This window comes from Neoaquamicrobium sediminum, from assembly GCF_040970315.1.
GTDB classification, from domain to species: Bacteria; Pseudomonadota; Alphaproteobacteria; order Rhizobiales; family Rhizobiaceae; genus Aerobium; species Aerobium sediminum.
In genome coordinates this window covers 89957-102781 of sequence record NZ_JAZHFV010000003.1, presented here as the reverse complement: position 1 = coordinate 102781, position 12825 = coordinate 89957, and the positions used below count along the sequence as shown (strand labels likewise).

Annotated in this window: 15 protein-coding genes; 3 read left to right on the top strand and 12 right to left on the bottom strand. The window is 63.2% G+C overall.

The genetic code is table 11. The features are described from left to right. Positions 1-64: 64 nt before the first annotated feature. The 12 genes from nuoF to V1479_RS10965 form a co-directional block, all read right to left on the bottom strand. Positions 65-1369, bottom strand: coding sequence for an NADH-quinone oxidoreductase subunit NuoF (gene nuoF / locus V1479_RS11020; protein WP_368802934.1), 1305 nt, complete (start codon positions 1367-1369; stop codon positions 65-67). A gap of 11 nt (positions 1370-1380) precedes the next feature. Next, positions 1381-2637: an NADH-quinone oxidoreductase subunit E gene (locus tag V1479_RS11015; protein ID WP_368802933.1), complete on the bottom strand. Its 1257-nt coding sequence runs from the start codon at positions 2635-2637 to the stop codon at positions 1381-1383. Continuing rightward, on the bottom strand, positions 2637-3827 hold the full coding sequence (locus V1479_RS11010) for an NADH-quinone oxidoreductase subunit D (RefSeq protein ID WP_173191159.1): 1191 nt from the start codon (positions 3825-3827) through the stop codon (positions 2637-2639). Before V1479_RS11010 ends, V1479_RS11015 begins: the two co-directional genes overlap by 1 nt. A gap of 8 nt (positions 3828-3835) precedes the next feature. Then, entirely contained in the window at positions 3836-4441 is a 606-nt protein-coding gene (locus tag V1479_RS11005; protein ID WP_368802932.1) for an NADH-quinone oxidoreductase subunit C, read from the bottom strand. A 10-nt stretch (positions 4442-4451) separates the two neighbouring features. Next, positions 4452-5033 (bottom strand): NuoB/complex I 20 kDa subunit family protein, encoded by a 582-nt coding sequence (locus V1479_RS11000; RefSeq protein ID WP_173191155.1) that lies wholly within the window; start codon positions 5031-5033, stop codon positions 4452-4454. Then, positions 5024-5389: an NADH-quinone oxidoreductase subunit A gene (locus tag V1479_RS10995; RefSeq protein ID WP_173191153.1), complete on the bottom strand. Its 366-nt coding sequence runs from the start codon at positions 5387-5389 to the stop codon at positions 5024-5026. The genes V1479_RS11000 and V1479_RS10995 overlap by 10 nt, the downstream gene beginning before the upstream one ends. A 262-nt stretch (positions 5390-5651) precedes the next feature. Beyond that, positions 5652-6161 carry a tyrosine phosphatase family protein gene (locus tag V1479_RS10990; protein WP_173191151.1) on the bottom strand — a complete coding sequence of 170 codons (510 nt, stop codon included), beginning with the start codon at positions 6159-6161 and terminating at the stop codon, positions 5652-5654. Positions 6162-6204: 43 nt separating this feature from the next. Then, the gene (locus tag V1479_RS10985; protein ID WP_173191149.1) at positions 6205-6453 is read right to left on the bottom strand and encodes a ParB N-terminal domain-containing protein; all 249 of its coding nucleotides are present in this window, start codon (positions 6451-6453) and stop codon (positions 6205-6207) included. A gap of 93 nt (positions 6454-6546) precedes the next feature. Further along, entirely contained in the window at positions 6547-6912 is a 366-nt protein-coding gene (locus V1479_RS10980; RefSeq protein ID WP_368803279.1) for a GFA family protein, read from the bottom strand. A gap of 73 nt (positions 6913-6985) precedes the next feature. Then, complete coding sequence (locus tag V1479_RS10975; protein ID WP_368802931.1) at positions 6986-7315, bottom strand: hypothetical protein; 330 nt, start codon at positions 7313-7315, stop codon at positions 6986-6988. Positions 7316-7392: 77 nt separating this feature from the next. After that, positions 7393-8445, bottom strand: a complete 1053-nt coding sequence (locus V1479_RS10970; RefSeq protein ID WP_368802930.1) for an aldo/keto reductase — start codon at positions 8443-8445, stop codon at positions 7393-7395. Between the two features lie 103 nt (positions 8446-8548). Then, complete coding sequence (locus V1479_RS10965; protein WP_368802929.1) at positions 8549-9091, bottom strand: DUF421 domain-containing protein; 543 nt, start codon at positions 9089-9091, stop codon at positions 8549-8551. 157 nt (positions 9092-9248) lie between these two features. Here V1479_RS10965 and pncB point away from each other — a divergent pair, with 157 nt between their 5' ends. The 3 genes from pncB (at position 9249) to V1479_RS10950 (ending at position 12699) form a co-directional block, all read left to right on the top strand. Further along, positions 9249-10553 carry a nicotinate phosphoribosyltransferase gene (pncB, locus tag V1479_RS10960; RefSeq protein ID WP_368802928.1) on the top strand — a complete coding sequence of 435 codons (1305 nt, stop codon included), beginning with the start codon at positions 9249-9251 and terminating at the stop codon, positions 10551-10553. 108 nt (positions 10554-10661) lie between these two features. Beyond that, a complete protein-coding gene (locus tag V1479_RS10955) occupies positions 10662-11696 on the top strand; it encodes an ABC transporter ATP-binding protein (RefSeq protein ID WP_368802927.1) in 1035 nt (344 codons plus the stop codon). Further along, positions 11686-12699: an ABC transporter ATP-binding protein gene (locus tag V1479_RS10950; RefSeq protein ID WP_368802926.1), complete on the top strand. Its 1014-nt coding sequence runs from the start codon at positions 11686-11688 to the stop codon at positions 12697-12699. The genes V1479_RS10955 and V1479_RS10950 overlap by 11 nt, the downstream gene beginning before the upstream one ends. The last annotated feature ends 126 nt before the right edge of the window (positions 12700-12825 follow it).

Sequence of the window (12825 nt, the reverse complement as noted above, 5' to 3'; positions counted from 1 at the left end):
AGGCATCGTTCCGTTGGGCGTCGCCGTCTTGCCGGTCGCACCCTGCGTCAGGCCGTTTCCCTTGTTACTCCGCCGCGACCAGCGCCGGCTCGGCGCGGTGGGCGTTGCGTGTGAACTCGTCTATCCGCCGCTCGATCTCGGGGCGGAAATGCCGGATCAGGCCCTGGATCGGCCAGGCCGCGGCATCGCCGAGCGCGCAGATCGTGTGGCCTTCGACCTGCTTGGTCACGTCCAGCAGCATGTCGATCTCGCGCTTCTGCGCCTCGCCGCGCACCAGACGCTCCATGACCCGCCACATCCAGCCGGTGCCCTCGCGGCACGGCGTGCACTGGCCGCAACTCTCGTGCTTGTAGAAGTAGGAGAGCCGCGCAATCGCCTTCACGATGTCGGTCGACTTGTCCATGACGATCACTGCCGCCGTGCCGAGGCCCGACTTGAGGTCGCGCAGCGAATCGAAGTCCATCGGCGTGTCGATGATCTGCTCGGCAGGTACCAGCGGCACCGAGGAGCCGCCCGGGATGACCGCCAGCAGATTGTCCCAGCCGCCGCGAATGCCGCCGCAATGCTTGTCGATCAGCTCACGGAACGGGATCGACATCGCCTCCTCGACCGTGGTCGGCGTGTTGACATGACCCGATACGCAGAAAAGCTTGGTGCCGACATTGTTCGGCCGGCCAAAGGACGAGAACCACGAAGCGCCGCGGCGCAGGATGGTCGGCGCAACCGCGATCGACTCGACATTGTTGACCGTCGTCGGGCAGCCATAGAGGCCGACATTGGCCGGGAATGGCGGCTTCAGACGCGGCTGGCCCTTCTTGCCTTCGAGGCTCTCAAGCAGCGCGGTTTCCTCGCCGCAGATATAGGCGCCGGCGCCGTGATGAACGTAGACTTCGAAATCCCAGCCGTTCTTGTTGTTCTTGCCGAGCAGCCCGGCGTCATAAGCCTCATCGATAGCGCGCTGCAGCGCCTCGCGCTCGCGGATGAACTCGCCGCGAACATAGATGTAGGCCGCGTGCGCGCCCATAGCGAAGCCCGCGATCAGGCAGCCTTCGACCAGCGTGTGCGGGTCGTGGCGCAGGATCTCGCGGTCCTTGCAGGTGCCGGGCTCGGATTCGTCGGCATTGACGACGAGGTAATGCGGACGCCCGTCGGTTTCCTTGGGCATGAACGACCATTTCAGGCCGGTCGGGAAGCCTGCGCCGCCGCGACCGCGCAGGCCGGACGCCTTCATCTCGTTGATGATCCAGTCGCGGCCCTTGTCGATCAGCGCCTTGGTGTCGTCCCAATGCCCGCGACGCATCGCGCCGGCCAGCGAATTATCGAACTGGCCGTAGATGTTGGTGAAGATGCGGTCCTTGTCCTGAAGCATCTCTAACCCCCTTAGCGCGGCTTCTTGCCGAAGACGCGGATGTATTCGGCCTCACCGCCCTTGGCGAGCGCCTTGGCCTGTTTCACCCAGTCGTCGCGCTCGATCCGGCCCTTGAACCTGAGATAGCCGTCGACCCAGTCGCGTTCGGCCTTCTTCCACGACGCGACCTGCGCGTAGGTATAGATGCCGAGACCGTTGAGAACGCCTTCGAGTTTCGGGCCGACGCCCGAGATCAGCTTAAGATCGTCGGGCTGCGCCGGTCGCTCGACCGCAGCCGGCCGGTTCTTGTCTTCCAGCGACGGAGCCACTTGCGTTTCGGCTTTCGCAGCCGGCTTGCTTCGCTTGGTCTCCGGCGCCTTGAAGGCGTACGCCGCATCGGCGTGCTTGTCCGGATGCGTGCGCCCCTTGTCGGACTTCTCGACAGCCGGGTCGGCCTTGTCGGCAGCTGCCCTGTTCTCCTTCGGCGCCTTGACGCTGGCGGACTTCTCGACGCTCGCGCTCACCTTCACCTTCGACGGCGACTTGATCGCCGGGTTCGTCTCGGGAGCGTCCGTCTTCGGCTTGGCGGCCTGCGTCGGCGGCACCTGGTTTGCTTCCGCCTTCTGCGACTTGGCGGCGGTCTTCGCGGCCTTGTCGCGGGTCGATTTCAGCACAGCCTGCTCGTCGATCAGCGACGTCAGGCCTGATTGCGGTGCCGAGAAGGTGCGGCCGTTCTGCGGGCCGGTCGGAACCGAAGCACCCTTGCCGGCCTCGAACTCGTCGATGATCTCGGCCAGCCGCTCCGGCGTCAGGTCCTCATAGGCGTCCTTGAAGATCATGACCATCGGCGCGTTCACGCAGGCGCCGAGGCATTCCACTTCTTCCCAGGACAGCGTGCCGTCTTCATTGGTGTGGAACTGCTCGGCATGGATCTTCGAGCGGCAGACATCCATCAGCGCTTCGGAGCCGCGCAGCATGCAGGGCGTCGTACCGCAGACCTGCACGTGGGCGCGGGTGCCCACCGGCTTCAACTGGAACTGCGTATAGAAGGTCGCCACCTCGAGCACGCGGATATAGGGCATGTCCAGCATGTCGGCGACATGCTCGATGGCCGAGCGCGTCACCCAGCCGTCCTGCTCCTGCGCGCGCATGAGCAAGGGTATGACGGCCGACTGCTGCCGACCAACCGGATATTTCTTGATGGTTTGCTTGGCCCACGCCGTGTTCGCCTTGTTGAAGGCGAAGCTGGCTGGCTGGACGCTGGCTTCTGCGAGACGGCGGACTGACATTAACGATCGACCTCACCAAACACGATGTCGATGGATCCGAGGATGGCGGAGACGTCGGCCAGCATGTGGCCCTTGCACAGGAAATCCATCGCCTGGAGATGCGCGAAACCGGGGGCGCGCAGCTTGCAGCGATACGGCTTGTTGGTGCCGTCGGAGACCAGATAGACGCCGAACTCGCCCTTGGGCGCCTCGACGGCGGCATAAACCTCGCCGGCCGGCACGCGATAACCCTCGGTGTAGAGCTTGAAGTGGTGAATCAGCGCTTCCATCGAGCGCTTCATCGCGGCCCGCTTCGGCGGAACGACCTTGCCGTCCGTGGTCGAGACCGGCCCGACCTTCTCCTTACCCAGCAGCAGGTCGACGCACTGGCGAATGATCCTGGCGGACTGGCGCATCTCTTCCATGCGGATGAGATAGCGGTCGAAGCAGTCGCCGTTCTTGCCGATCGGCACGTCGAAATCCATCTCGGCATAGCATTCATAGGGCTGCGACTTGCGCAGGTCCCAGGCAGCGCCCGAGCCGCGCACCATCACGCCGGAGAAACCGAGCGCCCAAGCGTCCTCCAGCGACACGACGGCGATGTCGACATTGCGCTGTTTGAAGATGCGGTTACCGGTCAGGAGATCGTCGAGATTGTCGATCGTTTTCAGGAACGGGTCGATCCAGTCCCCGATGTCCTGGACGAGCTTCTCGGGCAGGTCCTGGTGAACGCCGCCGGGGCGGAAATAGGCGGCATGCATGCGCGAGCCCGAGGCGCGTTCGTAGAAGACCATCAGCTTCTCGCGCTCTTCGAAGCCCCACAGCGGCGGGGTCAGCGCGCCGACGTCCATGGCCTGCGTCGTCACATTGAGGATGTGCGACATGATGCGGCCGATCTCGCTATAGAGCACGCGGATGATCTGCCCGCGCTTCGGCACCTCGATGCCCAGAAGCCGCTCGGTCGCCAACGCGAAGGCGTGCTCCTGGTTCATCGGCGCGCAGTAGTCGAGCCGGTCGAGATACGGCACGGCCTGCAGATAGGTCTTGTGCTCGATCAGCTTCTCGGTGCCGCGATGCAGCAGGCCGATATGCGGATCGGCGCGGTCCACCACCTCGCCGTCCAGCTCCAGCACGAGGCGCAGCACGCCGTGCGCGGCCGGATGCTGCGGGCCGAAATTGATGTTGAAATTGCGAACGGCGGTTTCAGCCATGGCTAGCCTCAGTTCGGCTTCGCTTTTTCGTCACCGGGCAGCACGTAGTCGGTGCCTTCCCAGGGCGAAAGAAAATCGAAATTGCGGAATTCCTGCTTGAGCTCGACCGGCTCGTAGACCACGCGCTTGACCTCGTCGTCGTAGCGAACCTCGACGAAGCCCGTCAGCGGGAAATCCTTACGCAGCGGGTGACCCTCGAAACCGTAATCGGTGAGGATACGGCGCAGCTCCGGATGACCGGAAAACAGGATACCGTAAAGGTCGTAGGCCTCGCGCTCGAACCAGTCCGCGCCTGGATAGACCGCGGTCGCAGAAGGCACCGGCGTGTCTTCGTCCGTCGCCACCTTCACACGGATGCGCAGGTTCTGGTGCGGCGACAGCAGGTGATAGACGACGTCGAAGCGCTTCTCGCGCATCGGGTAGTCGGCACCGCTGATGTCGATGAACGACACGAAGCGGCACTGCACGTCGTCGCGCAGGAAGGTCAGCACGGAGACGATGTCGGCGCCATCGACGTCGACAGTCAGCTCGCCATAGGCAACCGTGGCGCCCTTGATCTTCGCGCCGAGACGCTCGGTGACATGGCCTGCAAGGTCATTGAGAGCTTCGCTCATCTTTTGCCTCTCAGCGCTCGATCGTGCCGGTGCGGCGGATTTTCTTCTGCAGGAGAAGAATGCCGTAGAGCAGCGCTTCGGCCGATGGCGGGCAGCCGGGCACGTAGATGTCCACCGGTACCACGCGGTCGCAGCCGCGCACCACCGAATAGGAATAGTGATAGTAGCCGCCGCCATTGGCGCACGAGCCCATGGAGATGACGTAGCGCGGCTCTGGCATCTGGTCGTAGACCTTCCGCAGGGCCGGCGCCATCTTGTTGGTCAGCGTGCCGGCGACGATCATCACGTCCGACTGGCGCGGTGAGGCGCGCGGCGCGATGCCGAAGCGCTCACTGTCGTAGCGCGGCATCGCCGAGTGGATCATCTCCACCGCGCAGCAGGCCAGGCCGAAGGTCATGTACATCAGCGAGCCGGTACGCGCCCAGGTGATCAGGGCCTCCGACGAGGTTACCAGAAACCCCTTGTCGGAAAGCTCGGCATTGATCTCGCCGAAGAAAACGTCATCCGCGCCGACAGGCTTGCCAGTGTTCGGATCGATGATGCCCTTGGGCTTCGGCGCCACGAGGGTGGAGGAGCCGTCGTTCAATCCCATTCCAGCGCTCCCTTCTTCCATTCATAGATAAAGCCGATGGTCAGCACGCCCAGGAAGACGAGCATGGACCAGAAGCCAAGCCAGCCGATCTCGCCGAACGAGACGGCCCAGGGAAACAGGAAAGCCACTTCGAGGTCGAAGATGATGAAGAGAATCGCGACCAGGTAGAAGCGGATGTCGAACTTCATGCGCGCGTCATCGAAGGCGTTGAAGCCGCATTCGTAGGCCGAAAGCTTTTCCGGGTCCGGATTGCGATACGCCACGAGGAACGGCGCAACGATCAGCGCCAGTCCCACGACGAGCGCGACGCCGATGAAAATCACGATGGGCAAATATGAACTGAGAAGTTCGCTCATGGTCGTTTTCCGTTGGCCGTCACCCGGCCAAGTCTATAGCACCGAACCGGGACAACACCGCGACAAATTCTCCGGCAGGGCCGGTGCGGCAAAGGCTTGTTGCAACGCGGCGAGGGTTAGCGCAGGCGTTCCCGCGAAGCAAGTCAAACATTGGCCCGATTTCCATGCGTCCCGAATGCTGAACACAGCGTTCATACAGACGGTTACGCTGCGGAAAGCCGACAATGCGCCAGGCCGCGCCGTCAGGCGCGCCACACAGGCTTCAGCGGTCGACAGGCAAGGCGAATGGGGTTCCCTCGAAGGCATCGGCACCACGCCCTATTGCCTCGATGGCCGAAATCATCCGACCGTTGCGACCGAGTATCGCATCCGCATGGCGCACCAGCCGCGCATTGGGCGTAGCAGAAGGCGAGAGCTCACGCAGGGTCCAGGCGAGTTCGGCTTCGTCACGGCCGGGATTGAGCGCCGCCGCCGTGATGTAGGCCGAAGCCGTGGAGCGGCTGATGCCGGCAAAGCAATTGATCACCAGCGGGGTCGCCCTGTCCCAGCCTCGCACGAAGCCAAGCAGCGTTTCGACATGGTCAAGTGCGGGCGCCACCATCTCCGGATGGTCTTCCACAATGTCGTTCATCGACAGAAACAGGTGATTCGTCGGCACGATGGAAGCCGGCCGTTCGAATGGCGTGCCGCCATTGAGAAGCGTGACCAGGCGCAGCGCTCCGGCGGCCGTCACTGTCTCGTCCACCTTCGTCATCGGGCATACATAGATCATTGCATGTCTCGTGCTTCAGCAGGCCTGTGAAAGGCGAAGGGGTTCAGTGCCGCCGTGCCTGCACCAGATAGCTGTCGATCGTCGACTCGCCCAGCCATTTCGCCGCTTCCAGCCGGTGCAAACCTTCCACCAGAACGTAGCGGTTCGTGTCCTTGCGCACCTGGATGGGCGTCTTCATGCCATTCTCCAGGATGTCCTCAGCCAGCAGCCGGACCGTGTCAGGGTGCAGCGTCTTGCGCCGCGCCGTCGGCACGTAGATGTCCGAGATGGCAACCTTCTCGATTCTGAGCATCGATCCTCCGGCCCGGTCCGGTCGCCACGTGACCGAACCAGCCATTGAATAGGCCCTGCACGCGGCGATGCCAAGAACCGGCATCGGGTTACCTCACCACGCGTTCTTTCCGTCGATGCGCTCTACCGGGATCGAGGCGATATCGTAGTCGTCGAGCAGCCGGGCGTTAATCGACAGAGTCGGTCTGTCGTAGTCGGGCTCTCCGGAGGAGAAATTCGGAAACTCGCCATAGGTAGTACAGCCGCAGCGGGCGCAGAAATTATGTGCGCCTATCTCCGCGCCCCATCGGTAGGTCGCCTTGGCATCGTCGCAGGCGAATGTGACGTCGGCCGGCGAATAATAGGCCCAAAGGCCGCCCCGCTTGGAGCAGATCGAGCAGTTGCACTCCGTCACGCTTTCGGGTTCGACGGCGAGCTCGAACCGTGTCGCGCCGCAATGGCAGCTTCCCTTGACGATCATCATGGCCTCCTGTCGTTCCGATGATGCGGCGGCGAATAGCAGGAGGCTCCTGACACCCATCTGTCAGGACTGGTCAGAAACCGCGCGGCGGCACGAACAGGCAGATCGTCGCTCCGTCGTCGCGTCCGGCAACCGAGCACCAGTGAAAGACGCCGTCGGGTGATGGCTTCACCCTGCGCGATGTCATCGGAATCACCTCGCCGGTGACCTTGATGACGTAACCCTCCGGCCGCTCCAGCACCTCGGCATCCGCCACCTCGCGGCAGTCATAGTCGGAACAGCAGGACAGCGGATAGGTCCAGCCGCTCTTGGCATCATGAGCGGCCACGGGAAGGCTGGTTACCGGAAGCAGAAGACCGAGTGCCGCGGCGGTGCGCGGAAGGGGAAGTCCCGAGTAGAACATGGCCTGTTCTCCTGAGGTTGCTCCTCCTCCAGAAATGCTGCGCCCCGATGGTTAACGAAGACTTAACGCAATGCCCGTTACGGACATGGGTTGCCCCGCTCCTGGTGTATGGCGTCAACGGCCTTCTGCATTTCCTCGGTCCAGGCCACGTCGGCCGAATCGAGCGCCACTTCGAGCTGCGGTATCGACGTTGCGCCGATGATATTGGAGGCGACGAAAGGCCGGTGCGTCACGAAGGCGTTTGCAAACAGCGCCGGCTCCATGCCGAACTCGCGCGCCAGCGCGTTGTAGGCCTTGTACGCTTCTGCCGCGCCCGGCGTTTCGTAGCGCTGCAACCGGTCGAAAAGCTGCTTGCGCGAACCCTCCGGCAGCGCGCCGTCCTCGTACTTGCCGGTCAGGTAACCCTGCGCCAGCGGGGAATAGGCAAGCAGGCCTACATCCTCGCGATCGCAGACCTCGGCCAGATTCACCTCGAAGGTGCGATTGACGAGGTTGTAGGCGTTCTGGACTGTGACGACGCGCGGACCCACGCCCTTCTCGGCCTCGGCGACAAACTTCATCACACCCCAGGAGCTTTCGTTGGAAAGCCCGAGATGCCTGATCTTGCCCGCCTTAACCAGTTCATCGAACACGGCGAGCGTCTCAGCGACCGGAGTCTCGTCGTCGGCACGCTTGGCCGGCCATTTGCCTACGCGTGTCGGGCTCGACCCCCACGGAACCAGCCTGTCGGGAAAATGGATCTGGTAGAGATCGACGTGATCGGTCTGCAGCTTCTGTAGCGACTTGTCGATGGCATCCATGATGTCGGCGCGCACCAGCTTCGACGGGCGCCCTCCCCTGAACCATTCGTTGGCCGTGCGGCCGACCACCTTCGTGGCCAACACGACCTTGTCGCGATTGCCCCGCGCCTTCATCCAGTTGCCGATATATCGCTCGGTGCGCCCTTGCGTCTCCGCCTTGGGCGGGATGGGGTAGAGTTCGGCGGTATCGATGAAGTTGACGCCGCGATCGAGCGCCATGTCGAGCTGGGCGTGGCCTTCGGCTTCCGTGTTCTGCTCGCCGAAGGTCATCGTGCCGAGGCAGATTTTCGAGACAAAAATATCCGTGCGGCCAAGCCTGCGCTTTTCCATGGTCAAATGCTCCGCATTCTGTCGTCAGGGGGAACCGGACGCGGACGCGCCCTTTAGGCGGTATTCTAGTGCGAATCCCGTCCGGCACAATAGCCGAGCGGCTTCAGTCGTTGCCGGGGAAGGTTGAGACACCATGCTTTGCGGCCACTTTGCGCCGAAACACGCTGAGATGACCCGAAGCCTCGAACCATGCATATTCGACTTCGCCGGTATTACGGATGCCGGCCTGCCTGAGCAGCGAAAACAGCTCTCGCCTCGTCAGCGCACCCGCGCCCAGTCGATTTTCGCAAACCTCGCCGTTGTCCACCACCAGCAGCGGCTCGCCCTCGAGGCGGTGTTCCAGCTTTCGGTGGCGGTTGAGCAGTGCCGTCGTCAGGCGATGCAGCAGGATCACGACGGTGATCGCGGCAATTCCGTGTAGCAGCGCCACGTCCGGATAGATCATCGGGTCGCCGGCGGCCGAACCCACGGCGATGACCAGCACGAACTCGAACGGGCCGATCTGTCCTATGCCGCCTTTGCCGACAAGGCGGGCGAGAAAGATCGTGTAGACGTACATGACGACCGTCCTGAAGACGATCTCGATGAAGAAGAAGAAAGTGGCGGTGTCCGCCTCCCCGAAGAATATGCGGTGAAGTTCCTGCATGAGCGTGCCTCGAAGCGCCCCCGCAAGAAACGGGCAAGCATCTGTCGCGGTTCCGCGCATCTCTGGCGCAAACGATCCTCAACCCGCCCGCATTGACAAGGCAGTCTCCATGAGGTCCGCTCGCACCAAGCAAGCGCCATCGCAATCGAGACTGCCCATGCCCAAGACAGACATTGCCCGCAGGGTCTATAACCACACTTGGAAGCTCGACCCGATCGTGCGCAGCCTGCTCGACACGGATTTCTACAAACTCTTGATGCTGCAGATGATCTGGGGGCTATACCGGGACGTCGACGCCACGTTCTCGCTGATTAACCGGACCAAATCCGTGCGGTTGGCCGACGAGATCGACGAACAGGAACTGCGCGCGCAACTCGATCATGCGCGCACGCTGCGCTTCACCAAGAAGGAAATGATCTGGCTGGCCGGCAACACCTTCTACGGCCGCAAGCAGATCTTCGAGCCGGATTTCCTGACCTGGCTGGAGGGCTTCAGGCTGCCTGAATACGAATTGTCGAAGCGCGACGGGCAATACGAGCTGCATTTCCATGGCCGCTGGCACGACACCACCATGTGGGAGATTCCAGCGCTCGCCATCATCAATGAGTTGCGCTCGCGCGTCGCATTGCGCTCGATGGGGCCGTTTGCGCTCGACGTTACCTATGCCCGCGCCAAAGCCAGGGTCTGGGAAAAGGTGGAGCGTCTGAAGAAGCACCCCGAAATCCGCATCTCGGACTTCGGCACGCGGCGGCGTCACTCCTTCCTTTGGCAGCGCTGGTGCGTGGAAGCGCTCAAGGAAGGCATCGGCGAATCCTTTACCGGCACCTCGAACGTGCTGCTGGCCATGGATACCGACCTCGAGGCGCTCGGAACAAACGCCCACGAACTGCCGATGGTGCTGGCGGCGCTGACCAACAGCGACGCCGAACTGCGCGCCTCGCCCTACAAGGTGCTGCAGGCTTGGCAGACCTATTATGGCGGCAACCTGCTGATCGTGCTGCCGGACGCGTTCGGCACGGCCTCGTTCCTGCGCGATGCGCCCGACTGGGTCGCCGACTGGACGGGCTTCCGCCCCGACAGCGCCCCGGCGATCGAGGGCGGCGAACGCATCGTCCAGTGGTGGCGCGAGCGCGGCCGCGATCCGGCCGAGAAGCTGCTGATCTTTTCCGACGGGCTCGACGTCGACACCATCGAGAAGGCATTTCAGCATTTCCGCGGCAAGGTGCGCATGGCGTTTGGCTGGGGAACCAACCTCACCAACGATTTCGAGGATTGCGCGCCGGCCCATAATGATGCGCTTCGCGCCATCTCGCTCGTCTGCAAGGTTACCAGCGCCAATGGCCGCCCGGCCGTGAAGCTCTCCGACAACCCGGAGAAGGCGACTGGGGACAAGGACGAAATAGCGCGCTATCTCAAGGTATTCGGCGAGGAAGCTCGCGTTCGCCAGCCGGTTCTCGTGTGAGGCGGAAGGCCTATTTGTGCAGCGTTTGTGCATTTGCGGCGGCTGCACATTTCCTGTCTTGAAAAGTCGGAATCCAAGTGGTCAGATGCTCCCCAACGATAAAGGGGAATGCGCTGCAACGTCGGCGCAGCAATATGGCAGGGTGTTCCAATCGCGCATGTATTGGAAGTCTCCGACCTGAAGACCGTCTTTCGCACCCATGATGGTGTGATCCACGCGGTCAACGGAATCAGCTTCACTCTCGACGAAGGCGAGTTGCTTGCCGTCGTCGGCGAGAGTGGCTCGGGCAAGAGCGTGGCGATGATGTCGCTGATGCAGCTCCTGCCCATGCCCCCTGCCCGCATAGCCAGCGGCCATGTGATGTTCCAGGACCAGGACCTCGTACAGCTCGGCGCCTCCGAGATCAGGCAGGTGCGCGGCGCGCGGATCGGCTTCGTCTTCCAGGATCCGATGACGTCGCTCAACCCTGTGTTCACTGTCGGCTACCAGATCATGGAGCCGCTGCGCGAGCATATGGGTCTCAGCAAGAAGCAGGCGCGGCAGCGTGCGATCGAACTGCTCGACCTCGTCGGCATCCCCGCCGCGGCAAAGCGCATCGACGATTATCCGCACCAGTTCTCGGGCGGCATGCGCCAACGCGTGGTGATCGCCATCGCGCTCGCCTGCGACCCCAAGGTGCTGATCGCGGACGAGCCGACGACGGCGCTCGACGTCACGGTGCAAGCGCAGATCCTCGAGCTGGTGCGCGACCTGCGCCAGAAGCTCGGCATGGCGATCATCTGGATCACCCACGATCTCGGCGTCGCGGCCGGCATCGCCGACCGGGTTATCGTCATGTATGGCGGGCTGGTGGTGGAGCACGCGCCAGTGGAAGACCTCTTCGCCGCGCCGCAGCACCCCTACACTCGGGCCCTGCTCGACTCGCTGCCGGGCCGACACGAGGCAGACGAACGCCTGCGCTCGATCGGTGGCCAGCCGCCGCTGCTGTTGGCCGAGCCCGCCTCGTGCCCTTTCGCGCCTCGCTGCAGCCATGCCTTCGACCGCTGCTGGCAGGAGAACCCGCGTCTCGTAGAAGTCACGGCCGGCCATGACGTCGCCTGCTGGTGGAACCCCGCAACCGGAGGGCCGCGCGATGGCCGTTGACCTCGCCACGCGGCCGGGCGCATCCAGCCCTGAAACACAACCGCTCGTCCGGGTCGAGGACCTGCTGCTGCACTTCCCCGTCTACAAGGGCGTGTTGCGCCGGCAGGTCGGTGCCGTGCGCGCCGTGGACGGGCTCACCTTCGACATACGCCGGGGCGAAACCCTCGGGCTCGTAGGCGAAAGCGGCTGCGGCAAGTCGACGACGGGCCGAACGCTCCTGCGCCTCTACCGAGCCAGCGGCGGCCGCATTCTCTTCGAAGGGCAGGACATTGCCGAGTTGGAAGGCGAGCGGCTGCGGCGCATGCGGCCGCGCATGCAGATGATCTTCCAGGACCCGCAGGCCTCACTCAATCCGCGTATGACGGTTGGCTCGATCATCGCCGAACCGCTCATCGAGCATGGCGTTCACAAGGCCGAAGCGCGCAAGGCCAAGGTCCGCGAGCTTCTCGACGCGGTCGGCCTCAACCCCGACTACGTGAACCGCTACCCGCACGAGTTTTCCGGTGGCCAGCGCCAGCGCATCGGCATCGCCCGTGCCCTTGCGCTGGACCCTGATTTCATCGTCTGCGACGAACCGATCGCCGCACTCGACGTCTCGATCCAGGCTCAGGTGGTCAATCTGCTGAAGGATTTGCAGAAAAAGCTCGGCCTCACCTACCTGTTCATCAGCCACGACCTGTCGATGGTGAAGCACATCGCCGATCGCGTGGCGGTGATGTATCTGGGCAAGATCGTCGAGCTTGCCGATGTTCGAACGCTGTTTTCAGCGCCGAAGCACCCCTACACCAAGGCGTTGCTCTCTGCCGTTCCGGTGCCCGATCCCACGGTCGAGGCCAGCCGGCGGCGCATCCTGCTCAAGGGCGACATACCCGATCCCGCCAATCCACCTGCCGGCTGCAAGTTCTGCACCCGCTGCCCGGAGGCGATCGACAGATGTTTTTCGGAAGAGCCGATCTGGCGGGAGGTCGATCCCGGCCGCCACGTGGCCTGCCATCGCGTGTAAGGAAGGAGGACTATAGACCAATTGTGCAACACCGCGCTGTCGTGCGGAAATGAATGCATCCACAGGTCCGGCCATTGCTATGGGAGTTGCATGCCGGAAAGAAAGCATCGCCAAGAAAACCAACAA